Here is a 22,946-nt window from a genome sequence, read left to right as displayed (position 1 = left end):
AAGACATATTCATCTGCAACCAATGACTTGAACAAACCGTCTAGTAACTGTACGTGTATGTGAATGGAGTACAAAAATAGATTTTTGTCGAAAAATGATGACATTTAACCTATTTTGTAAAATCTATCACCTACCACGTCCCTAAAAAAATGACTAAAAAACCCATAAATATTGAATTCTTACTTCTCATAATAAACAATTGTAAAGTCAGTTAAAAGATTATAAATTAAAATAATGATAAAGACCTAAATCATTTGACTCATATAAACCCATAAGGTTGACATATGCCATCAGCGAGAACAAATTTCATCTTTACAGGACGCACATATTGTTCGTTTGGGAAGTTCTTCTTAAGATGGTATTCTAAAAGAAACAGAATTCACCAAGAAGGAATGAAGAAAGACATGTATAGCCTTTTTCAAAAGTATCAAGAAGTTGTCATGTATCTGATCATGGGTGTGTGTACAACCATTGTCAACATAGTCAGCTTCTATTTATTCGTTGAGATGTTTTCTATGGATTACAAAACAGCAACGGTTGTTTCATGGGTATTTGCTGTGCTCTTTGCTTATATCACCAATAAGAAGTATGTCTTCAAGCAAAAGGCTCGTGACACAAAAAGCCTGATGCGTGAGCTTTCTTCATTTTTTAGTGTCCGTCTCATGTCTCTAGGTGTAGATCTGGGGCTGATGATTTTATTTGTGAGCCAAATGGCGCTCAACGAAACCGTCGCAAAAATTCTTGTTAACTTTGTGATTGTCGTGGTCAATTATGTCGCCAGTAAATGGTTCGTCTTCAAGAAAACAAAAGAAGATGCGATTTAACACATGAAAAAGATAGGTGATGTGAAATGAGCAGCAGGCCAGACGAATTATATGATGCCATATATCAACAAACAGAAAAGCAGCATGAACAAGTGTTGAGGCTAGTCAAAGAAATGACCGCACATCCAGAAGCATTTTCTGAACAAGAAAAGGAAAAGATCAACCGAATGGACATTGCGCTTCAAACGGCATCGGACATTTTAGAAAATTTAATGACCCCTGATACGCAAATGACCATTGTTTTAAGACAAGGGAGAATTCGTGTTGACCTGACGAAAGCGTAAAAGAAGCAGCCAATTGAAAAGCGGCTGCTTTTTATTATGCATCGCTTGTTTCCCGGAGTTGCTTTGGAGACATGCCGATTTTCTTTCGAAAGACTTTATTCAAGTAATTCGCGTTTCGGTAGCCGCACTGTATGGCGATTTCTTCAATCGAGTATTTCGTTGTTTTCAGTAACGTTTCCGCCTTTTCTAAACGAATATTGGTTAAATAATGAATCGGTGTGAAGCCAGTTGCCTTTTTGAATTCCCTCGTAAAATGACTTTTGGATAAACGTGCCGCAGCTGCCATATCGTCAGGCCCAATCTCCTCGTGAAAATGGTGGCTTGCAAATAAGGCCGCTTGGACGATGGGCTCAGGCCATTTCTCCATTTGTCCCTCAAGCTTTGGCAAATATGAATACAGTTCCATGACAAATTGATAAGCAAGGCTAGACCCCTCAAATGGATTGGTAATCCGTCTTTCACTGGCTTCATCATAAATCTTCTTTAGCAGGCGGATCGGTTTGGAATTCGGATGAAAACGCATGACCTGCTTTCCTTGATCGATAAATTGATCAAAGCAAAGGTTACAGGCTTCCCCATAAAGTGTTAAATAGAGAAATTCCCAATGTTCACTGTCTTCTGGAAAATAGTATTGATAAGCACTGGGGCTTTTCACCAGAAAGGCCTGTCCAGGCAATACTTTGAATCGTTTCTGTCCGATTTCAATCATGCCGTGTCCAGACAGTGTGAGCTGAAAGATGCACTTGCCCTGATCCTTCCGCTCTACGCCATTCCAACTGTATAACGAGGATGATTGAACTTCCCAGCCAACAGACCAGATTTGGGCCGGCAATGTCACATCAGAATGGTGAAAACGAAATGCAAATGCTTCCTTCTTCAAATTGGAAACCCTCCTTCACAGCAAAAAACAACCTTTTTCTATTTTGAATCATGTTACACCTCATATCACATCGTACCATTCACAGCAAAAAAAGGGTATTTTTTAACGATTTTTTTACCATTGAACTTCAGCTGATGGGGCAACTAAAATAAGATTATCAGAAGAGAAAAGGGGAATGGATATGATCGACACATTACGAGCAGCATTTCACCAGCAATTTGGAGATCAGGATGAACTCCGCTATTTTTTCGCCCCAGGCAGAGTCAATCTGATTGGTGAACACACAGATTATAATGGGGGCCATGTCTTTCCATGTGCACTCACTCTTGGTACATATGCTGCGGGAGCAAGACGATCAGATGGACGCGTCAGAATGTATTCCTTGAATTTTGAAGAAGAAGGTGTGAAAGAGTTCGACCTTTTTGAAATCGCTTTCTTAAAATCGGACGGCTGGGCGAACTATCCGAAGGGAGTATTCCAACAGTTTATCGAAGCAGGCATGGATGTGAAAGAAGGCTTTGATATTGTGTATGCTGGCAATATTCCAAATGGCGCAGGCCTGTCATCCTCTGCCTCTATTGAGCTCGTCACGGCTGTCTTGATCAATGAATGGTCGTCATTCGGCGTAACGCAAATCGACCTAGCCCTTCTTGCGCAGCGTGCTGAAAATGAGTTTATTGGCGTGAACTGCGGCATTATGGATCAATTTTCAATTAGTCTTGGAAAAGAAGGTCACGCTATTTTGCTCAATTGTGACACGCTTTCCTTTGAATACAGCCCATTTCGGCAAGAGGGTCTGGCACTTGTCATTGCCAATACAAATAAAAAACGAACACTTGCAGATTCCAAATACAATGAACGCCGTTCAGAATGTCAATCTGCTTTAAACGATCTTAGAAAAGAATTAGATATCGGTCATTTATGTGAGCTCACGGAGGATGAATTCGCTAAGCATGATCATTTGATACAAGATGAAACGTGTAGAAGACGTGCAAGACATGCCATCACGGAAAACGAGAGGACCATGAAAGCAGTAAATTTTCTGAAAGATGATAAAATGGAAGAACTAGGTGCACTCATGAAGGCATCTCACCTTTCTTTAAAGAATGATTATGAAGTCACTGGGCTTGAGCTAGATGCACTGGCTGAAGCCGCATGGCAACATCCAGGGGCGATTGGTTCGCGTATGACAGGTGCTGGCTTTGGGGGCTGTACCGTCAGCATTGTGAAAGAAGAGCTGCTGGACTCATTTATAGAAGAAACAGGTGCGATTTATCAAGAAAAAACAGGCATTCAAGCCTCTTTTTACACAGCTGGAATTGGAGGCGGCGCTAGAGAATTAACGAAGGAGGAATTTTGATGGCAATTTTAGTATGTGGGGGAGCAGGTTTTATTGGCAGTCATGCGGTAGCGGCTCTTTTGGCTAAAGGAGAACAAGTGGTGATTGTGGATAATTTGCAGACAGGTCATAAAGAGGCAGTCGTAAAGGGTGCCGTATTAGAAGAGGGGGATTTAAGGGATCACGCTTTTTTAAGACGTGTTTTTCAAACACATGACATTGAAGCAGTCATGCACTTTGCGGCAGATTCACTTGTTGGAGAAAGTGTAACAGACCCGCTGAAGTACTATGACAACAATGTCGGAGGGGCAACGGCTTTACTTCAGGTGATGAATGAATTTGATGTGAAACGCATTGTATTCTCTTCAACTGCTGCGACATATGGTGAACCAAAGCGTGTACCGATCGTTGAAACGGATGAGACGAACCCAACGAATCCTTATGGGGAAACAAAGCTCGCGATTGAAAAAATGCTGAAGTGGTCTGAGCAGGCATATGGTATCGAATACGTTGTGCTTCGTTATTTTAATGTAGCCGGTGCTCATACAGAAGGGATTGTCGGTGAAGATCATCAGCCAGAAACGCATTTAATCCCAATTATTCTGCAAGTGGCTTTAGGAAAACGTGATCAAATCATGATTTACGGTGATGATTATGAAACAGAGGATGGCACATGCATTAGAGACTACATTCATGTCATGGATTTAGTAGAGGCGCACATTCTAGCGGTTGAGCGTCTGCGTGAAGGAAAAGGAAGCGCGACGTACAACTTAGGGAACGGCACAGGCTTCTCTGTGAAGCAGGTCGTAGAAGCTGCAAGAGAAGTGACGGGGCATGCCATTCCAGCACAGGTGGCAGAAAGACGTGCGGGTGATCCAGCTAAGCTGATTGCTTCATCAGAAAAAGCGCTGAAAGAACTAGGATGGAAGCCGCAATATGCAGATCTCCACACCATCATTCAAAGTGCATGGGATTGGTTTCAGAAACATCCAGATGGCTATCAAAGTGAGTAACGTGTAGCAGGCAGGGGAGGAGACAAAGGGAATGGCGATTGATATTTTTGAAAAGCTAGAACAGCTGATTCAATATGGGGTTAATAAAGAGCTGATATCACCACTAGATATGGATTATACAAGGAACCGGCTGCTAGAGGTGCTTGGTCTCGATGATGCTGAGGCAAGAACAGTCTCAGGAGACAGCGACCTTGAAGACATCTTAATGCCGATGCTCGATTGGGCAGTTGAAACAGGTCTTATTCCTGACGGGACAGATACGTATCGTGATTTATTAGATGCCAAAATCATGGGCTGCTTGGTGGCGCCTCCGAGTGTCATCTATGCAAAGTTTGAAGAGAAACGCAAGCATTGCGGGCCAAAGGCAGCGACAAGCTGGTTTTATGAAATGCAGCAGCATGCCCACTATATTCATACAGGCAGAATCGCCAAAAATGTGCGGTGGTTTACAACGACAGAAGATGGTGAGCTTGAGATCACGATTAATCTATCGAAACCGGAAAAGGACCCAAAAGCGATCGCTGAAGCCAAAAAGCTGAGTCAAAAGCAATATCCTCTTTGTCTCCTTTGTAAAGAAAACGTTGGGTTTGGGGGACGCATCAATCACCCAGCAAGACAGAATCACCGGATTATTCCGGTGACACTTACAAATGAGTCGTGGTTTATGCAATTCTCGCCGTATGTGTATTACAACGAACATTGTATTGTGTTCAAGGGCGAGCATGAACCAATGCAGATATCTAAAAAGACCTTCGAACGTCTGCTTTCCTTCATATCTATATATCCGCACTATTTCATAGGATCAAATGCTGATCTTCCCATTGTTGGCGGCAGCATATTAAGTCATGACCACTTTCAAGGTGGTGCTCATGAATTTCCGATGGCGAAAGCAGAGATGGAAGAAGTGTTTTCTCTCGAAAAGTTTCCGAGGGTGAAGGCGGGTATTGTGAAATGGCCGATGTCAGTGATCAGGCTTCAAAGCAGCGACCAGCAGACACTTGCGGAGGCAGCGGATTTTATATTACATGAGTGGAAAATGTATTCAGATCCAGAAGCGGGGCTGTTCTCTCATACAGGAGAGACCCCGCACAATACCATTACACCAATCGCACGCCGTCATGGGGATGAGTACGAATTAGATCTCGTGCTACGAAATAATCGTACAGACAAGCAGCACCCAGGCGGAATCTTCCACCCGCACAAAGAAGTTCATCATATTAAAAAAGAGAATATCGGTTTAATTGAGGTCATGGGTCTCGCCGTCCTTCCTGGAAGATTAGCAGAGGAATTAAGCCAGCTAAAAGCGGCGCTGCTATCCAAAAAACCTCTTGAAGAAATCAAAGCCTGCCCATCTATCATGAAGCACGAGTCATGGGCAGAGCGCCTGATCGAAGATAATACCTTTACGAAGGACAACGTAGAAACCATCTTACAAAAAGAAATCGGCCTCATTTTTTCTCGTATACTCGCGCAGGCGGGTGTGTTTAAAAGAACAGAGCAAGGGAAAACAGCATTTAAACGTTTCATTCAAACACTCCATACAGGCAGGTGATGAGTTGATGATTGAACAGGTAAGAACTTTAATGGAAGAAAAGCAACTCGACGGTGTTCTGATTCAAAAGCGTAATAACTTTTCTTGGCTTACAGGAGGAAGAAGAAACCACATTGTGTTAAACACGCCAGAGGGCGTTTGTCAGCTACTTGTGTTGAAAGACGATATTGTCCTAGTTGTGAATCAAATGGAAGAAAAACGAATCATTGAAGAAGAAATGGCGTATTTTGACCATCCCTTTCAAGTCGTCACAATGGATTGGTTTGAGGATGAGACTCCTTACATTCAAACACTCATAAAAGACAAACGAATTGGTGCGGACATTCAAATGGAAGGAGTGGAATGGATCGAACCCGATTTGTCTCGTGTTCGATCGATCCTTTCAGCGCCACAGCTCAGCCAATACGAAACCCTTTGTCATGACACTGCGGTTATTGTAGAAAGTGTCTGTCAAGAAATCGTTCCAGGACAGACGGAGCATGAAATTGCTTCGCTTGTTGCTCAAAGAGCGATCGGGCAGGGAATGACGATAGAAGTGCTGCTTGTGGCAACAGATGACCGGATTCATCAATATCGCCACCCGATCCCAACAGAAAAAGCACTTCAAAAGCATGCACTGGTTGTCCTTTGTGCTGAACGGCATGGACTCGTGGCAAATGTCACAAGATCCGTTTACTTTGGACAGCTACCAAAGGAGCTTGAAGAAAACAAGGAAAGGCTTGCGCGAATCGACACGGTCATGAATGCGGCTACTCGTCCAGGGAACACCATTGGAGATGTATTGAAGGCCGGCATTGCTCAATATGAAAAAGAAGGATTTCCTGATAGCTGGAAAAAGCTTCACCAAGGTGGCAAGACTGGATTTGTGTCTAGAGAGATCATTGCAGTTCCTACATCGGTGGAAGAGATCCAGCTTCATCAAGTATTCACTTGGAATCCTTCCTTACCAGGATTGAAATCAGAAGATACGATGGTCGTCGAGAAAGAGGGGAATCGCTTTTTAACCTATACAGGCAAGTGGACGTATATAGACATAGAACATGAAGGAAGCATCTATAGACGACCAGACATTTTGGTGAGAGACGAATAATGAGAAGCCGGCGATGAGCCGGTTTTTTGCTGGAAGTCTTTAGTGAGTTTCCACTCATTTATCACCATTACCAATCATTACAGCGCATAGGGGGAGGATCGATACTTTCTTTTCTTGTCGACTTGCGTTAAAATGAGTAAGGTTTTTGTTAAATATGGGGATACCTATTTTAGAATTGTTTACCTAGATAAAATTTCATAAAGTTAAATTGAAATTTGACCAAACTTTTTTATTGTGGTAAACCTAAATTTGACAAAGTTCTTGATTGTTTGTCCTTTGCCTTCAACTCTCAACTTTTCAAATTCCTAGAAATTTATTGTGTGTGCAATAATATAAATTTATGGCGAATTTATGACATTTCAATAGAAATCTGTTGAAAAATAAATGAACTTTTGAAAAAAGGGGAGCTAACTCCAACAGATTTTGATAGCATTACAAAGGGAAGAAAAGTTTTCGAAGGCAGATGGCTTTTCACAATTATTCAGCAATTTATACATTATTTAAGGAAGGATGGTGATCTTCTTGTTCAGAGCCATTAAACCTATGCTTTTATTAGCGATGCTCGTGAGTGTTTTTGTATTAGGAGGTTGCAGCAATATCGCTGTTTTAGATCCTAAAGGACCAGTCGCAGCACAACAAAAAGACTTAATCCTTTTATCTATTGGATTCATGCTCTTTATCGTTGGTGCGGTATTTGTACTGTTTACCATCATTTTGGTTAAATACCGTGAGCGTAAGGACGTTGGAAACGCCTCTTATAACCCAGAACTACACGGGAATACGCTTCTAGAAGTTGTCTGGACAGTGATCCCAATATTAATCGTTGCTGCCCTTTCAGTTCCAACTGTAAAAACCATTTACTCTTTGGAAGAGGCGCCTCAAGCAACAAGTCATAAAGATCCACTTGTCGTTTATGCTACAGCAGTTGATTGGAAATGGATCTTCAGCTATCCAGAGGAAAATATTGAAACAGTGAACTACTTAAACATTCCAAAAGATCAGCCGGTTTTATTCAAAATCACTTCCGCTGATACAATGGCATCTCTATGGATTCCTCAGCTAGGCGGGGAGAAGTATGCGATGGCTGGAATGGAAATGGAACAATATCTTCAAGCTGATGAAGTAGGCACATATGAAGGAAGAAACGCCAACTTCACAGGAGAAGGCTTTGCTCAGCAAAAATTCAAAGTCAATGCGATGACGCAGTCTGACTATGATAAATGGGTAAATAAAACGAAAAAAGAAGCACCAAAGTTAACGAAGAAAACGTATGACTACTTGATGCTTCCTGATGCTGCAGATGTGCAGACATTCTCATCAACACATTTATCTTTTGCGAAGCACGGAGAGGATTCTGAATATGCACTCCAAGCACGCAAACGTTTAGGTTACCAATCAGTTTCTCCGCATTCCAAGACAGATCCTTTCGAGAATGTGAAGAACTATAAAAGAAAACTAGAAAACGAATAAACTGACTAAGGAAAGGAGGAGGCCGTTATGCATTTAAAATGGGATGAGTTTTTTGTAACTGGAGACCCATTAATTCTTGGTGCGCAAATTTCTATCGCTCTTACTTCCATTGCCATTGTGTTTGTTTTAACCTACTTCAAAAAGTGGAAATGGCTCTGGAAAGAATGGCTGACATCAGTTGATCATAAAAAGCTTGGAATCATGTATATCCTTGCTGCTGTGATTATGTTCTTCCGCGGTGGGGTAGACGGACTGATGATGCGCGCGCAGCTGGCGCTTCCTAATAATACGTTTTTAGATTCAAACCACTATAATGAAATTTTCACAACGCATGGTACGATCATGATTTTATTCATGGCGATGCCATTCTTAATTGGTTTAATCAACGTCGTGGTTCCTCTTCAAATTGGTGCACGTGACGTTGCATTCCCGTATTTGAACAACTTGAGCTTCTGGACATTTATGGTCGGAGCAATGCTGTTCAACATTTCCTTCGTTATTGGAGGATCACCAAGTGCAGGCTGGACGAGTTACATGCCGCTCGCCGGAAATGATTTCTCACCAGGACCTGGACAGAACTACTACTTGCTCGGGCTCCAAATTGCAGGTATTGGTACACTAATGACAGGTATTAACTTCATGGTGACCATCTTAAAAATGCGTACAAAAGGTATGACGCTTATGCGTATGCCGATGTTTACATGGACAACATTGATCACGTCTGTCATTATCGTTTTCGCATTCCCTGTTTTAACAGTTGCTTTAGCACTTATGACATTCGATCGTTTATTCGGTTCAGCATTCTTTACACTCGAAGCGGGCGGTATGCCAATGCTTTGGGCGAACCTTTTCTGGATTTGGGGACATCCTGAGGTATATATCGTTATCCTGCCGGCTTTCGGTATTTTCTCAGAAATCTTTGCGACGTTCTCAAGAAAGCAGTTGTTTGGTTACAAAGCGATGGTTGTATCGATTGTGGCAATCTCTGTTCTTAGTTTCCTTGTGTGGGTTCACCACTTCTTTACAATGGGGAACAGTGCAGCGGTTAACTCATTCTTCTCGATCACAACAATGGCGATTTCTGTACCAACAGGTGTGAAAATCTTTAACTGGCTCTTTACAATGTATCGAGGCCGTATCAGTTTTACATCTCCAATGCTTTGGGCACTTGGTTTCATCCCGAACTTCGTAATCGGTGGTGTGACTGGAGTTATGCTTGCGATGGCAGCTGCGGATTACCAGTACCATAACACGTACTTCTTAGTATCCCACTTCCACTATGTATTAATCGCAGGTACTGTATTTGCTTGTTTTGCAGGTCTTGTTTTCTGGTATCCGAAAATGTTTGGTTACAAGTTAAACGAACGAATCGGCAAATGGTTCTTCTGGGTATTCATGATCGGATTTAACATCTGTTTCTTCCCGCAGTACTTCTTAGGACTGCAAGGAATGCCAAGACGTATTTATACGTATGGACCAGAAGATGGCTGGACTGCACTAAACTTTATTTCAACAATTGGTGCATTCATGATGGGTATCGGATTCATCATCCTTTGCTATAACATTTACTACAGCTGGAGACACGCGAAACGTGAAGTGTCTGGAGACAGCTGGGGAGAAGGACGTACGCTTGACTGGGCGACATCTTCTGCAATTCCGCCGCATTATAACTTTGCAGCACTTCCAGAAGTGACGTCACCAGATGCATTCCATCATTGGAAGCAAAACAATGTAGACGTTCATCCTGAAAAAGAATTCAAGAAAATTCACATGCCGCACAATTCAGGCAGACCGCTGATCATGTCTGCATTCTTCGGACTTGGTGCATTCGGTCTTGTATTTGAATGGTACTGGATTGGCGTTATCGGCTTAATCGGTGTATTCGCAACAATGATTTTACGTTCATTTGAATATGACGATGGCTACTATATTCCTGTTGAAGAAGTGATTGAAACAGAGAAAAAGAATAAGGAGGCGCAGAAGTAATGGGACATAATGATAGCAGCTATGCAAATGCACCGCTTGAATATCAGTCTGAAACAGGACGTTTAAACATCCTTGGTTTCTGGATATTCCTTGGCGCGGAAATCGTGTTATTCTCAACACTTTTTGCGACCTACTTTGTTCTTCATGGCAGAACAGCTGGCGGCGTTTTGCCAGCTGAGCTATTTGATATGAAGCTTGTATTGATCATGACATTCCTGCTATTGGTGAGTTCATTTACATGTGGGATTGCCGTTCATGAAATGCGCCGTGGAAGTACAAAAGGGGTTGTCATTTGGACGATTCTGACACTGCTTCTAGGTGCAGGCTTCGTTGGTTTTGAGATTTTCGAATTCTTCCATTATGTACATGAGGGTGCGAGCATCCATACAAGTGCATACTGGTCTGCATTCTTTGTTCTTTTAGGAACTCACGGATTACACGTATCCATCGGTATCTTCTGGATTACAGGTGTCTTGTTCCAAATTAAAAAACGTGGATTAACACCACAAACAGCAGCGAAGATCTTTATCTCAAGTCTATACTGGCATTTCCTTGATGTTGTATGGATTTTTATCTTCACAGCTGTGTACTTGATCGGATTAGGGGGGCTTTTGTGATATGGCTGGAAAAACACATTCCTCAGCAGAGCACGAACACTTCCCTTGGAAACACGTAGTCGGCTTCATTCTCTCCATTGTGCTAACCATCTTAGCATTCTGGATTGCCATCGGAGCTGAAATTGGCAGTTCTGCGAAACTATGGATTATCTTTGGTTTTGCCTTCATTCAAGCATTCTTGCAGCTGTTCATGTTCATGCACATGACAGAGAGTGAGAACGGGACTGTTCAAGTCGGAAATACTTTGTTTGGTCTGTTCTGTGCGATCATTTTCGTCATCGGGTCTGTTTGGATCTTCGCGGCTCACTACAGCCACGGAGAGAACAGCAAAGACGGTTATTCACCATCTGCGCCAAAGCAGTCTGAGCATTCAGAGAAATAATAAAAAACCACTCATCTTTCATAGGTGAGTGGTTTTTATGCTGATTGTGATAACGCTTCCAATTGATGATGCGATATCTATCTGCTGCTGAATCTTTTGCGAATGAATGGAAGTCCATAGATGAGGAAAGCTGCAATGTGAGCCAGAATCACGTTAATGGCAAAGAATGCGATCATGAAGGTATGTCCTGCTGGAGATAAACTGCTTGTCATGTAAAGACCGAAGAAAATCCACATAATCATGATGGGTGGAATAGATGCTAATGCAATCTTTCTGTTTTCCAACCATAAAAACAGGGGTGTAGCTGTTGCAATACATAGGTACGCAAAGAACATATCCATCGTATCCAACTCCTTTGTAAGTTGATGTTCAATTCAAATGAGAGGTCAGGATGCAATTGTGTCTGTTTTTAGGAGATATTGTGAACATTTTGTTACAAATATTATACCACAATTGACTTTGAAGTAAACTCAATAATTGGAAAATGGGCCTTATTCCGCAGAAATTGTTTTTTTCTTATACCTCAGTTAAGCTTATGCTGGCAAGATGTTCACCTTTCATATCGCCACATAAGTCATTGAATTTTCCCCTTAAAATCTGTAAAATAATCTTTTTAAAGGACTTATGATCGGTTGTCATGATAGAGTGGAAAGGAATTTTTTTCTATTGTTAGGATGAAAAGTATTTCATTTTTTGAAAATAGAATGGAACCTTTCAGGTGTCACTTCCGTCATATTTAAGGTGAGTTGCTTTTGTGAAAATTTCAATCTAATATAAATAAGGGCTTTTATGTTTTGTAATAAGGGTGGTTAGTTCATGAACAAGCAGAATACATCTCCTTACTATCAGGGAGATTTGATTTTTATATTTTTAGCCTTCTTTGCCATCAGTGTCATCGCTATTTATGCTGCGGGACAGTTTGGGCAATATGGATCTAATGCATGGACCAGACAGATCATTTACTACATGGTCGGGGTCATCTGTATTGTGGCTATTAATTACTTCGATCTGGAACAATTAGAAAAGTTGAGCTTATATATTTTTATAGGCGGCATTATGCTCTTAATTCTTTTAAAAATTGCTCCTGCACAAATTGCAGGTCATGATTTTGCTCCAATTAAAAATGGTGCAAAAAGTTGGTTTGTGTTACCGGGAATTGGAACATTTCAGCCTTCAGAGTTCATGAAAATTGGTTTGATTATGATGCTCGCCTCTGTCATTGGGAAGGCAACCCCAAGAGGAAAACGAACATTAGAAGATGATATTTTCCTACTATTAAAAATTGCCGGCGTGGCTGCTGTACCAGTCGGACTCATCTTTTTGCAAGATGCAGGTACGGCTGCGGTATGTATGTTTATTGTCGTTGTCATGGTCTTTTTATCAGGGGTCAACTGGAAATTGATCTCTCTCATCGGTTCAGTGGTTGTGCTCTTAGTTGCCGCTGTGTTAGCCGTGATTATTCTATTCCCTGATTTCGCACAAAAGATCGGAATTCAGCAGTATCAGATCAACCGGATTACCGCTTGGCTGCCTGATAGTTCTTCGACAGCCAACCAAGCCCAGACACAGGATGCATCTGGATCGGATAAATATCAAGTCGAGCAAGCCATTATGGCAATTGGGGCAGGACAAATTTTCGGGAACGGTGTTAAAAATTTAAAAGTATATGTTCCAGAAGCTCAGACAGATATGATTTTCTCTATCATAGGGGAAGCCTTTGGTTTTGTCGGCTGCGCATTTGTGGTGATCATGTTCTTCTTCCTGATTTACAGGCTTGTTGTGCTGATTGACCGTATCCATCCTTATAGCCGGTTTGCGTCATTTTTCTGTGTAGGATATACAGCATTGATTGTCATCCATACATTCCAGAACATTGGCATGAACATAGGCGTCATGCCTGTAACGGGGATACCACTCTTATTCATCAGCTTCGGGGGAAGCTCTGTTTTATCTGTTCTGATTGGATTTGGTATCGCCTATAATGCAAGTGTTCAGTTAACGAAATATCAAAGTTATTTATTTAAATAAAACGGGTAAAGGGCAGTCTAAGCGTAGGCTGCCTTTTTGGTGTGAGTTCTAACTTTTGAAAAGCAATGTTCATTTGACTTATGATAGTAGGAGTGAAGGAGGTCTTCGAATTGAATAAAACGATAGAAACCATCTTAAATCATCGGTCCATCCGTTCGTTTACAGATGAGCGTCTGACAGACGAAGAAGTGCTGACACTTATCAAAAGTGCACAGGCTGCTTCGACATCAAGCTATGTACAGGCGTATAGTATCATTGGTGTAACAGATCAGGAGAAGAAGGCGAAGCTTGCTGAACTGGCTGGAAATCAGCCATACGTTGAGAAGAATGGGCATTTCTTTGTTTTCTGTGCGGACTTGAAACGCCACGACTATATCGCAAAAAAAGCGGGAAAGAACCATCAAGAAGCGCTTGAGAATACTGAAGCCTTTCTGATCAGTGTGATTGATGCGGCGCTCGCTGCGCAAAATGTCAGTGTCGCAGCAGAATCTATGGGACTTGGCATCTGTTATATCGGCGGACTGCGTAATCAGCTGAAGGAAGTATCCGAGTTACTTGAAACGCCTTCCTATGTGCTGCCGCTATTCGGTCTGGCCATAGGACATCCTGCCAATCCATCATCTCAAAAGGAACGGCTGCCCGTTGAGCTGATCTATCATGAAAACACATATCAGCAAGACGAAGCTCATGTGGATCGTTATTTAAAAGAATACGATGATCGTATTTCATCATATTATGAAGAACGAACAAACGGTGAGAGAAAAGATACATGGTCTGAGCAAATGCTTCGAGGCTTTAGCCAGCCAAAACGTGCTTTCCTCGGAGATTTTGTGAAAGAGAAGGGCTTTAATCGAAAATAAATCAGGAAATCCCCCTTTCAAGTGAGAGAGGGGGATTTCTGTAAGAGGTGCGACATCATGAAATTAAGTATACTGGATCAATCTCCATTGATTGGAGATGCGACGCCTGCTGAGGCACTGAAGCAAACAGTCGAGCTGGCGAAGCAGGCAGAGAAATGGGGCTATCATCGATTTTGGGTATCAGAGCATCACTTTTCAAACCGGCTCGCAGGATCGAGTCCAGAGGTGCTTCTCGGTCATTTATCAGCTGTGACGTCACATATCCGTATTGGCTCAGGTGGCGTCATGCTGCCCCACTACAGTGCCTATAAAGTAGCAGAGAACTTCAGAGTGCTCGAAGCCCTGGCTCCGGGCAGAATTGATCTTGGCATTGGACGTGCTCCTGGAGGTATGCCGATCTCCTCCATTGCCCTTCATCATGGAGAACGGAAGCGACTTGGTGATCAATACCCTGAGCAGGTAGAAGAATTGAAGGTGTATTTACATGATTTAGCCGATGAATTTTATCCGCTGCCTCACCTGACCGCTTCTCCGAAAGTAGATACTGCCCCAGAGGTATGGATGCTAGGTTCCTCTGGAGGAAGTGCACGGCTTGCCGCAAAAGCAGGTGCAGGCTATACGTTTGCTCTTTTCATTAATGGAGAAGGCGGAGAAGACTCTGTGTCGCAGTATATCAACCGATTTGAACCTTCAGAATTTGGTGCTGAGCCGCGTGTCAGTCTTGCGGTCTTCGTTTTATGTGCAGAAACAGAGGAACAGGCAGAAAAATTGGCTGTTAGCTTAGATTTATCATTATTAGCTAACGAACAAGGACAGAACCTTGGCGGCTTTCCTTCATTTGAACAGGCAAAGGACTATTCCTACAGTCCATATGAACAAAAACGAGTAGCAGCCAATCGACAGAGAATGGTTGTTGGCACGCCAGCCTCTGTGAAGCAGCAGCTGACAGAACTCGCAAAGGCGTATCGTACAGATGAAGTGATCGCTGTGACCATCACACATCACATGCAAGACCGTCTCACATCGTATCGTTTATTAAAAGAAGCTTTTGATGCATAACGTATGTAAATTTACCGTCTGCGCAGCCAATAAAAGGGATAGAGGAGCATCATGGTGAGAATAAAGGCAGCTGTCACCGCCAAGCTAAGCGGATAAATGCAGGTGGTATAGACAGTCAGTTCACATGCTTGATGAAAAGGACGAGGCTGTTTTGCATGTAAAAAGGTAAAAAAATAAACCAAGGTGATCGTGAGAAAAAAAGCCGTCATAAAAGAAACGATCCATAGCCATATCAACATGAATTTCTCTTTCCTCCATATATGATAGAAAAGCCTTGTTGAGCTGATGGGCTCATACAAGGCTTATTATGTGATTCTTGTTTATTCAGGATAAATATCGAATGGTTCTTTCGTTTGAACCGTATCTGATTTGCCTTTCAGGCTTGCATACGCAAGCATTGTATACTCACCTGCTTCTAACTTCTGTCCTTTATTGATCGTGCCATTCCATTTCACACGATGCTCTCCTTTATCAACATGTTGATAAACTCCTGCTTCACCTAAATACTCTCCATCTGTCGAGTAGACGAGGAATGCAAGATTTTCAGCACCGCCTGGGAGATAGCTGCTAATGACATAGCTTCCAGCACGGTTATCAGGCTCTACGGAAACCGAAGTGACGCGCGGGTAATCAGGCTCTTTTACAATCAATAAAGTAGGGATTTCAGTGACCTTTCTGCCATTTTCGCGAATGGTGATACTGCCTTGGTACGTTCCTTTTTTCGTTTTTCCATAATTCACTTGTACTGCGGAAGTAAAGGACCCTGTGGAATTCCCTTTTACTGTGATTTTTTTCGTGCCGTTTGTGCTAATGCCGTTGCCATCGAACTTGTAATCAATGGTATAGGTTTTCGGTGCTTTTGACAGGTTTTCTACCTTGAACTTCTTCGTTTTGATTTGAACGCCCTTTTCTTTTAAGAAAGTGCCGTACGAATAGCTTGCATCAGACACAATAGAAGACGCTTGAAGTGATTCGATGATTCGAACGCTGCCTGTGCCCTGCGTATTGTGAGGGAACGGGCTGCCATTTGGGTCATACAATGTTTCTGCTGTATTCATCATCAGCGCTTTAATTTGCTCTGTAGAATACGATGGTTTTGCTTGTTTAATAATCGCTGCTACTCCGGCTACATGAGGAGATGCCATGCTTGTTCCTTGCTTCGATCCATAGCCGTATGGCTGAGAAGGATCGTGTGTCGGAATGGTGCTGACAATACTCACGCCAGGTGCTGAAAGATCTGGTTTGATCATCCACGTATCGACAACAGGTCCGCGAGATGAGAAGTCAGCAACTTGTTCACTTAACTCTTTCACAAATTGAATCGAGAAAGTCGTTGTATTGTTACCAGCCTCAATGGCTTTAACAAGTGCTGTTCCTTCCGCTTTTGACAGCTTAATCGTCGGAAGGGCTAGACCTGGTACATCCACAGGGATTTCTCCATCGGTATTGTTGTACATGACAACGCCGATCGCACCAGCAGCTTTCGCATTGTCCACTTTATCAACAAAGGCAATGGCTCCACGTTCAATCACTGCCACCTTTCCTTTGACATCGATGTTTTCAAAATCTTTTTCGTCACCGATGCCTGCTTGGACGAGTGTGACTTGTTTTTGGTCAAGTGCTTTTAAATCATTTTCTTGATAGTAGCCCATCACTTTTGCCGTTGAATAGTTCGGGAATTTCACGTTGTATAAACTGTACGGAAGCTGAGTGGCTCCGACAGAAATAGCATCTCTTGATGTCCCAGGAGATCCAACGGTCCAGCTGTTTGGCCCGCTGTTTCCATTTGATGTCACAGCGACAACCCCTTCAGACATGGCCCAATCCAGTGCGATGCTTGTTGCATAATCAGGGTTATTCACACTGTTTCCAAGAGAGAGGTTCATGACATCGGCTCCGTCAGTGACAGCCCGGTCGATGCCTGCTAGGACATTTTCAGTTGTTCCTGATCCGCCTGGTCCAAGGACACGGTAGGCGAGAAGGGTAGCATCTTTTGCGACACCTTTAATTTGTCCATTTGCCGCAATTGTTCCTGCGACGTGTGTACCATGATCTGTCGATTCGCCTCTAGGATCTCCTTTTGGTGTTTCTTGTGGAGAATAGTCATTATCAACAAAGTCATAGCCTTTGTATAATCCGAAGTTTCCTTTTAAATCAGGGTGGGTATAATCTACTCCAGTATCAATGACAGCGACTTTTACTCCTTTTCCAGAGTAGCCGGCATCCCAAGCTTTTGGTGCACCGATAAATGGGGCGCTTTTATCCATGAGTGGAGAGACATCCTCATTTGGAAGCTGGACGCTTTTCTTTTTCACTTCATCTGTTTGATATGTAACATCCGGATAAACGGCTTTTACTCCGTCAACTGCGAGTAGTTTCGGGATTTCGTTTGCAGGAAGTTTCATAGAGAAACCAGAGAAGACTTTTTCATATTCTTGATGAACACTCGCTTTATCTAGCTTTTTGAGTGCTGCATTCTTTACTTTCGTTCGAGATTTTTTGAGGGAGGCCTTTGTTTGTGCTTCGCCTTCTTGCTTGGCTTCAACTAAGGATTTTTCCTTTAATTCAACAATGACAGTGGTGTGTTTTCTAGACTTAACATTGATTTCGCCGAAGATTTCTGCTTTTTCCAGTTCCACCTGTTTGTTCGATGGAGCGGCAGCAGCCTGACCTGAAAAGAATGTGGATAAGGTAAAAATAGTGGAGAACAATAGAACAGAAGAACGAGAGATTACTTTTTTCAATTAATTTTCCCCTTTCTAGCTGTGTATTTAGGGAGATAGCCTTTCTTTTTGTGGATAAATAGGAAAGATTCACTGCCCGTTATTAAGTATTCCATACGATGAAACCAATTCCTTTACTAAAATGGTCTTATTTTACATAGTCATAAAGAACTATTTTGTTTATAAAGTCACACTTATGCACAATAATCTGTTGATAACTCGATTATTCAGATATATATATGGAAAATAAAAAAATCTCATACACAAAATCTAGTAAGAGGGTGTTGATATGTGGATAAACCCTGTTGATAAGATGTGCTTATCTTTGGGATAGTGTGTGTATAAAATTTTCATAGAAACATTGTGAAACATGCTCATCTTCTGCACTTTTCAACAAAACTTCTGAAAACTAGTTCGTTTTTTCACCCAGATTGTGACAAACCTCTCTTTTTTCTCGGGATATGATAGGAACAGTTAATTTGCTAGAACTGCTAGATTCTAAGGAAATCGGAGGGATGTTCAGTGAAGAAATGGAAGAACTGGTTGAGTGTATGGTTTGGTTTTGTAATGAATGTGCTTGTGAATCCTGGTGAGCTGCTGAAGAAGCAAGGGGTGAAAGTGGCAGCAGTGGATGGAGGATTCTTTCTTGCGGTGAATGAGAGAAAGCTAGAGAAACTGGCAGATGAAAAGAAGAAGAAGCGCAGGACAGAAAAGCCGTTTCAAGAAAGTCTGATGATGCTTGATGAAAAGACAACGAGAGAGGCGCGTGCCGGTCCGCTCTTATCTTTACAGAAAAGTTGAAACAGGGTAAAATCCCACATAAGACACGTTATCTGTGGGAGAGGATGCCCCTTGAAGATATATAAAATATTGAATAACAATGCAGTGGTTGTAAAGGAGGGTGATCAGGAGAAAATTGTGATGGGGCCCGGAATTGCTTTTCAGAAGGGGAAAAATGACGTCGTTCCCGTTCAAAAAATAGAGAAGATTTTTGTTGTGCGTGAAGAAAATGAGAAATTCAAACAAATTCTTGCGACATTGCCAGAAGCGCATATTGAGGTGGCAGAGCATATTATTAGTTATGCAGAGGGTGAACTCATGATGCCGCTCAGTGATCATATCCACATTTCACTGACAGATCATTTATCCTTTGCCATTGAACGCGTTCAAAAAGGCATTGTGCTATATAATAAATTGCTTGGTGAGATCAAAGTCTTATATAAGCAGGAATATGATATTGGAAAGTATGCCATTCGTTATGTAAAGGAGCGGCTTGGGGTTGACCTGCCGGACGATGAGGCAGGGTATGTGGCACTTCATATTCATACGGCCAAAATGAATACGGAGTCCATGAAGAAGACGGTCAAATACACAACGATGATCAAAGAAATGATCGAGCATATCGAAAGCGTTTTTGAGCGCTCGATTGATGAGGATAGTATTTCATATCAGCGGCTTGTGACACATTTGAGGTATGCATTAGGCAGGTTGGAATCGAATGAAGCATTTCAAATCATGGACGATGACATGCTGACTTTTATCCAAACAAAGTATGATTCGGCTTACCGGTGTGCACTTGGACTGGCTGATTTGCTGAAAAAAGAATATGGACTTCATCTCCCTGAATCGGAGATCGGCTACATCACGCTGCATGTCCAGCGTCTGCAGGATGCCGAATTGGTGTAAAGGTTGTGCCTGTCCGCAGGCTTTTTTTTATGCACACTACTCTAATTAGTGTATATGGGTCATTTGATTCGAAAAAATAGGTTGACGCAGGTCACGCTCTTATACTATGATGAAAGCGTAATCAAAAATCAATATCGTGGGATTGTGACTGTCAGGCAGGCAAGACCTAAAATTTGCGTAACGAGGGGACGTGTATGTCCTTTCATCGTTAGTGAATTTTAGGTCTTTTTTGTTTTAAAAAAAGGGGGAGACAACATGGATTATCAAAAAACAGCCAAAGAATTAACAACATTATTAGGTGGCAAAGAAAATGTCATTAGCGCAACACATTGTGCCACACGACTCCGATTGGTGATGAAAGATGAGGCGTTGATTGACAAAGATGCCATTGAAGAACTTGAGGGTGTGAAGGGTGCCTTCTCAAGCTCGGGTCAATTCCAGATCATATTTGGAACAGGTTCTGTCAACAAAGTATATGAGCCTTTTGCTCGTGAGGCGGGTCTTGAGGCAGACGACGAGAATCAAAAACCTGCCAGCCATGATGAAGCCGTGAAGCAAAAAATGAATCCACTTGCACGTTTTGCTAAGACGCTATCGAATATTTTTGTACCAATTATTCCAGCGATTGTAGCAAGCGGTTTATTAATGGGCCTATTAGGTATGATGAAAGCTTTCAAATGGGCTGATCCAAGCTCTGCCATCTTCCAAATGCTAGATATGTTCTCAAGTGCTGCCTTTATCATTTTACCGATTTTAATTGGGGTTAGTGCAGCCAAAGAGTTTGGTGGAAATCCATATTTAGGAGCTGTCATTGGGGGCATTATGATTCACCCGAGCTTGCTGAATCCATGGGGACTGACAGACGCAAAACCAGAATATATGCATCTATTCAACTTTGATATTGCGCTTCTTGGTTACCAAGGAACGGTCATTCCCGTGTTATTAACTGTGTATATCATGTGCGTGATTGAAAAGAATTTAAGAAAAGTTGTGCCGAACAGTATTGATTTACTTGTGACGCCGTTTGTGACGGTGATTGTGACTGGATTTGTGACGTTTATTGCTGTAGGACCTCTAGGGAGAATGCTCGGTACAGGGATCTCGAATGCACTCACTTATGTTTATGACCATGCAGGATTCTTAGCTGGACTGATTTTCGGAGGTGCTTATTCTTTAATTGTACTGACAGGTGTTCATCATAGCTTCCATGCGATTGAGGCAGGACTTCTGAATGATATTGGACGGAATTATTTGCTGCCGATCTGGGCCATGTCCAACGTCGCTCAAGGCGGAGCTGGGCTAGCGGTCTTTTTCTTAGCAAAGCGTGCAAAAACGAAAGAAATTGCTTTACCAGCAGCATTTTCTGCTTTCTTAGGTATTACAGAGCCGGTCATATTCGGTGTGAATCTTCGTTATCGTAAGCCATTTATTGCTGCAATGATCGGAGGTGCATTAGGCGGGGCGTTTGTCGTCTTCACGAAGGTAGCCGCCAACGCTTATGGTTTAACAGGGATTCCGATGATTGCCATTGCAGCTCCATTTGGTTTACAAAATGTGGTAAATTATGTTATTGGTATGTTAATAGCTGTTGCTGTTTCATTTATTCTTACCATCATCTTTAAAGTCAAAGAAGTCGAAAAATAATCAAGGAGTGGTCACAGTGATGACAACAACGGACGCAGCACTTCGTCAAAAGGTAACAGATCGTATTCGAAACTATGAGCATTTGGTGAAAAAAGATGTGTACCGTCAGAACTTCCATTTAATGCCGCCAGTCGGTCTTTTAAATGACCCGAATGGATTGATTCAGTGGAAGGGAGTCTACCATGTGTTTTATCAATGGCAGCCATTTAAAACAGGACATGGGGCAAAATTCTGGGGTCACTACACATCAACCGATCTAGTGAATTGGCAGCATGAAGAGGCTGCCCTCACGCCAAGTGATTGGTTTGATCAAAATGGCTGTTATTCTGGCAGTGCAGTCATTGACGATGGTCGTATGTACGTGATGTATACCGGAAATGTCCGTGACGAGCAAGGGAATCGTGAGACATATCAATGTTTAGCTGTGTCAGAGGATGGGGTTCATTTTGAGAAAAAAGGTGTCGTGGCGACTTTGCCAGCGGGATTCACTGCACATTTTCGTGACCCGAAGGTGTGGAAGCGGAATGGAAAGTGGTACATGGTCCTTGGAGCACAAAGTGAAGATCTCAAAGGACATCTTGTCTTATTCACATCTGATACATTAGACAATTGGACGTTTCAAGGCATTATTGCAGGCAGTGGAAAGAATGGATTAGATCATTTCGGATACATGTGGGAATGTCCAGATCTGTTTGAATTAGACGGTCAGGATGTATTGATCGTGTCACCACAGGGGCTGAAGCCTGATGGATTCAAATACAACAATACACATCAATCTGGTTATTTTGTTGGTACATTCGATGATCGTACCTACCAATATACGCATGGAGCGTTTGAGGAGCTGGATCGTGGCTTTGACTTTTATGCACAGCAGACTTTCCAAGATGAATCGGGCAGACGCATTTTAATGGGATGGATGGGTGTACCAGATCAAGGGGAAGAGCATCATCCAACCATCTCTTATCAATGGATCCATTGTTTGACGATTCCGAGAGAGCTTCGTTTAGATGATGAGGGACGTCTTATTCAAAAGCCGGTAAGTGAACTTCGATCTATGCGGACAAATGAGCAGGAGCATGTTTTTTACGTTAAACGATCTGTTCACTCCATTCCTGTTGAAGATTTGACGAGCGCAGAGGTATTCATTGATCAAATTGAAACTCAAAAAGGATTTGAATGCTGTATCCGTGCTGCTGCTCGTATCATTTATGATAAAGATGAAGGCAAACTAACATTAGAGCGAGATCGATTTGAAGATCGAACAAAGGAAGTTCGTGAAGTAGAAATTGATGAATTACAGGATCTGCATATCTTTATTGATGCATCATCGATTGAGATTTTTGTCAACGGAGGCCGGGAAGTATTTACTGCACGTTACTTTCCTTCCCCGGGAAATAAATCAATCTCCATCAGTGGTAGAAATGAAACGAAGCTTAAATTGAAGACGTGGCATTTGCAAAAAGAAGCAGATCAATGATCTGCTTTTTTCTAGTGAGATCAGCCTGTATC

Annotated in this window: 21 protein-coding genes; 17 read left to right on the top strand and 4 right to left on the bottom strand. The window is 42.3% G+C overall.

Features of this window, described 5'->3' with window-relative positions:
* Positions 1–440 precede the first annotated feature (440 nt).
* Entirely contained in the window at positions 441–824 is a 384-nt protein-coding gene (locus tag N521_RS04015) for a GtrA family protein (RefSeq protein ID WP_024719496.1), read from the top strand.
* Between the two features lie 26 nt (positions 825–850).
* Positions 851–1,108, top strand: a complete 258-nt coding sequence (locus tag N521_RS04010) for a hypothetical protein (RefSeq protein ID WP_035389883.1) — start codon at positions 851–853, stop codon at positions 1,106–1,108.
* 34 nt (positions 1,109–1,142) lie between these two features.
* Here N521_RS04010 and N521_RS04005 read toward each other — a convergent pair whose 3' ends face one another.
* Entirely contained in the window at positions 1,143–1,988 is an 846-nt protein-coding gene (locus N521_RS04005; RefSeq protein WP_035389881.1) for an AraC family transcriptional regulator, read from the bottom strand.
* Positions 1,989–2,169: 181 nt separating this feature from the next.
* Here N521_RS04005 and N521_RS04000 point away from each other — a divergent pair, with 181 nt between their 5' ends.
* The 8 genes from N521_RS04000 (at position 2,170) to qoxD (ending at position 11,437) form a co-directional block, all read left to right on the top strand.
* Positions 2,170–3,348, top strand: a complete 1,179-nt coding sequence (locus N521_RS04000) for a galactokinase (RefSeq protein ID WP_035390213.1) — start codon at positions 2,170–2,172, stop codon at positions 3,346–3,348.
* Positions 3,348–4,340 (top strand): UDP-glucose 4-epimerase GalE, encoded by a 993-nt coding sequence (galE, locus tag N521_RS03995; protein WP_024719494.1) that lies wholly within the window; start codon positions 3,348–3,350, stop codon positions 4,338–4,340. The genes N521_RS04000 and galE overlap by 1 nt, the downstream gene beginning before the upstream one ends.
* A gap of 31 nt (positions 4,341–4,371) precedes the next feature.
* Entirely contained in the window at positions 4,372–5,892 is a 1,521-nt protein-coding gene (galT, locus tag N521_RS03990; protein WP_035389880.1) for a UDP-glucose--hexose-1-phosphate uridylyltransferase, read from the top strand.
* A gap of 7 nt (positions 5,893–5,899) precedes the next feature.
* Positions 5,900–6,982 (top strand): M24 family metallopeptidase, encoded by a 1,083-nt coding sequence (locus N521_RS03985; protein ID WP_035389879.1) that lies wholly within the window; start codon positions 5,900–5,902, stop codon positions 6,980–6,982.
* A gap of 513 nt (positions 6,983–7,495) precedes the next feature.
* The gene (gene qoxA / locus N521_RS03980) at positions 7,496–8,452 is read left to right on the top strand and encodes a cytochrome aa3 quinol oxidase subunit II (RefSeq protein WP_089374137.1); all 957 of its coding nucleotides are present in this window, start codon (positions 7,496–7,498) and stop codon (positions 8,450–8,452) included.
* A 27-nt stretch (positions 8,453–8,479) separates the two neighbouring features.
* Complete coding sequence (gene qoxB / locus N521_RS03975; protein ID WP_008345496.1) at positions 8,480–10,438, top strand: cytochrome aa3 quinol oxidase subunit I; 1,959 nt, start codon at positions 8,480–8,482, stop codon at positions 10,436–10,438.
* A complete protein-coding gene (qoxC, locus tag N521_RS03970) occupies positions 10,438–11,055 on the top strand; it encodes a cytochrome aa3 quinol oxidase subunit III (protein WP_007497820.1) in 618 nt (205 codons plus the stop codon). The genes qoxB and qoxC overlap by 1 nt, the downstream gene beginning before the upstream one ends.
* A 1-nt stretch (position 11,056) precedes the next feature.
* Positions 11,057–11,437 carry a cytochrome aa3 quinol oxidase subunit IV gene (gene qoxD / locus N521_RS03965; protein WP_007497818.1) on the top strand — a complete coding sequence of 127 codons (381 nt, stop codon included), beginning with the start codon at positions 11,057–11,059 and terminating at the stop codon, positions 11,435–11,437.
* Positions 11,438–11,514: 77 nt separating this feature from the next.
* Here the strand turns inward: qoxD and N521_RS03960 are convergent, their stop codons facing one another.
* On the bottom strand, positions 11,515–11,778 hold the full coding sequence (locus N521_RS03960; RefSeq protein ID WP_008345491.1) for a spore morphogenesis/germination protein YwcE: 264 nt from the start codon (positions 11,776–11,778) through the stop codon (positions 11,515–11,517).
* Positions 11,779–12,253: 475 nt separating this feature from the next.
* Between N521_RS03960 and N521_RS03955 the strand changes: the two genes are divergently transcribed.
* The 3 genes from N521_RS03955 to N521_RS03945 all read left to right on the top strand — a co-directional run bounded on the left by N521_RS03955 (position 12,254) and on the right by N521_RS03945 (position 15,384).
* A complete protein-coding gene (locus tag N521_RS03955; protein WP_008345489.1) occupies positions 12,254–13,465 on the top strand; it encodes an FtsW/RodA/SpoVE family cell cycle protein in 1,212 nt (403 codons plus the stop codon).
* 110 nt (positions 13,466–13,575) lie between these two features.
* Positions 13,576–14,325, top strand: a complete 750-nt coding sequence (gene nfsA / locus N521_RS03950) for an oxygen-insensitive NADPH nitroreductase (RefSeq protein WP_008345486.1) — start codon at positions 13,576–13,578, stop codon at positions 14,323–14,325.
* A gap of 54 nt (positions 14,326–14,379) precedes the next feature.
* On the top strand, positions 14,380–15,384 hold the full coding sequence (locus N521_RS03945; RefSeq protein ID WP_330546889.1) for an LLM class flavin-dependent oxidoreductase: 1,005 nt from the start codon (positions 14,380–14,382) through the stop codon (positions 15,382–15,384).
* 11 nt (positions 15,385–15,395) lie between these two features.
* Here the strand turns inward: N521_RS03945 and N521_RS03940 are convergent, their stop codons facing one another.
* Positions 15,396–15,623 carry a hypothetical protein gene (locus N521_RS03940; protein WP_017360133.1) on the bottom strand — a complete coding sequence of 76 codons (228 nt, stop codon included), beginning with the start codon at positions 15,621–15,623 and terminating at the stop codon, positions 15,396–15,398.
* 81 nt (positions 15,624–15,704) lie between these two features.
* Positions 15,705–18,128: a S8 family peptidase gene (locus N521_RS03935; protein WP_035389877.1), complete on the bottom strand. Its 2,424-nt coding sequence runs from the start codon at positions 18,126–18,128 to the stop codon at positions 15,705–15,707.
* A gap of 501 nt (positions 18,129–18,629) precedes the next feature.
* Between N521_RS03935 and N521_RS03930 the strand changes: the two genes are divergently transcribed.
* From N521_RS03930 to N521_RS03915, 4 genes are all read left to right on the top strand, one after another.
* Positions 18,630–18,908 (top strand): hypothetical protein, encoded by a 279-nt coding sequence (locus N521_RS03930; RefSeq protein WP_035389875.1) that lies wholly within the window; start codon positions 18,630–18,632, stop codon positions 18,906–18,908.
* 51 nt (positions 18,909–18,959) lie between these two features.
* A complete protein-coding gene (locus tag N521_RS03925) occupies positions 18,960–19,793 on the top strand; it encodes a PRD domain-containing protein (RefSeq protein WP_026050173.1) in 834 nt (277 codons plus the stop codon).
* 255 nt (positions 19,794–20,048) lie between these two features.
* Complete coding sequence (locus N521_RS03920; RefSeq protein WP_008345474.1) at positions 20,049–21,437, top strand: sucrose-specific PTS transporter subunit IIBC; 1,389 nt, start codon at positions 20,049–20,051, stop codon at positions 21,435–21,437.
* A 19-nt stretch (positions 21,438–21,456) separates the two neighbouring features.
* Positions 21,457–22,914: a glycoside hydrolase family 32 protein gene (locus N521_RS03915; RefSeq protein ID WP_035389873.1), complete on the top strand. Its 1,458-nt coding sequence runs from the start codon at positions 21,457–21,459 to the stop codon at positions 22,912–22,914.
* Positions 22,915–22,946: the final 32 nt, after the last annotated feature.

Source organism: Bacillus sp. UNC125MFCrub1.1 (assembly GCF_000701305.1).
GTDB classification, from domain to species: Bacteria; Bacillota; Bacilli; order Bacillales; family Bacillaceae; genus Bacillus; species Bacillus altitudinis.
Note: the sequence above shows the minus strand (reverse complement) of the source record. Positions and strands in the feature narration are given on the sequence as shown.

Excerpts from the sequence above, each read along its gene's own strand:
- N521_RS04000 (WP_035390213.1), top strand. The coding sequence starts at position 2,170 with ATGATCGACACATTACGAGCAGCATTTCACCAGCAATTTGGAGATCAG.
- galE (WP_024719494.1), top strand. The coding sequence starts at position 3,348 with ATGGCAATTTTAGTATGTGGGGGAGCAGGTTTTATTGGCAGTCATGCG.
- qoxC (WP_007497820.1), top strand. The coding sequence starts at position 10,438 with ATGGGACATAATGATAGCAGCTATGCAAATGCACCGCTTGAATATCAG.
- N521_RS04010 (WP_035389883.1), top strand. The coding sequence starts at position 851 with ATGAGCAGCAGGCCAGACGAATTATATGATGCCATATATCAACAAACA.
- N521_RS04015 (WP_024719496.1), top strand. The coding sequence starts at position 441 with ATGTATCTGATCATGGGTGTGTGTACAACCATTGTCAACATAGTCAGC.
- qoxB (WP_008345496.1), top strand. The coding sequence starts at position 8,480 with ATGCATTTAAAATGGGATGAGTTTTTTGTAACTGGAGACCCATTAATT.
- N521_RS03915 (WP_035389873.1), top strand. The coding sequence starts at position 21,457 with ATGACAACAACGGACGCAGCACTTCGTCAAAAGGTAACAGATCGTATT.
- N521_RS03920 (WP_008345474.1), top strand. The coding sequence starts at position 20,049 with ATGGATTATCAAAAAACAGCCAAAGAATTAACAACATTATTAGGTGGC.
- N521_RS03960 (WP_008345491.1), bottom strand. The coding sequence starts at position 11,778 with ATGGATATGTTCTTTGCGTACCTATGTATTGCAACAGCTACACCCCTG.
- N521_RS03940 (WP_017360133.1), bottom strand. The coding sequence starts at position 15,623 with ATGTTGATATGGCTATGGATCGTTTCTTTTATGACGGCTTTTTTTCTC.
- N521_RS03955 (WP_008345489.1), top strand. The coding sequence starts at position 12,254 with ATGAACAAGCAGAATACATCTCCTTACTATCAGGGAGATTTGATTTTT.
- galT (WP_035389880.1), top strand. The coding sequence starts at position 4,372 with ATGGCGATTGATATTTTTGAAAAGCTAGAACAGCTGATTCAATATGGG.
- qoxD (WP_007497818.1), top strand. The coding sequence starts at position 11,057 with ATGGCTGGAAAAACACATTCCTCAGCAGAGCACGAACACTTCCCTTGG.
- N521_RS03985 (WP_035389879.1), top strand. The coding sequence starts at position 5,900 with ATGATTGAACAGGTAAGAACTTTAATGGAAGAAAAGCAACTCGACGGT.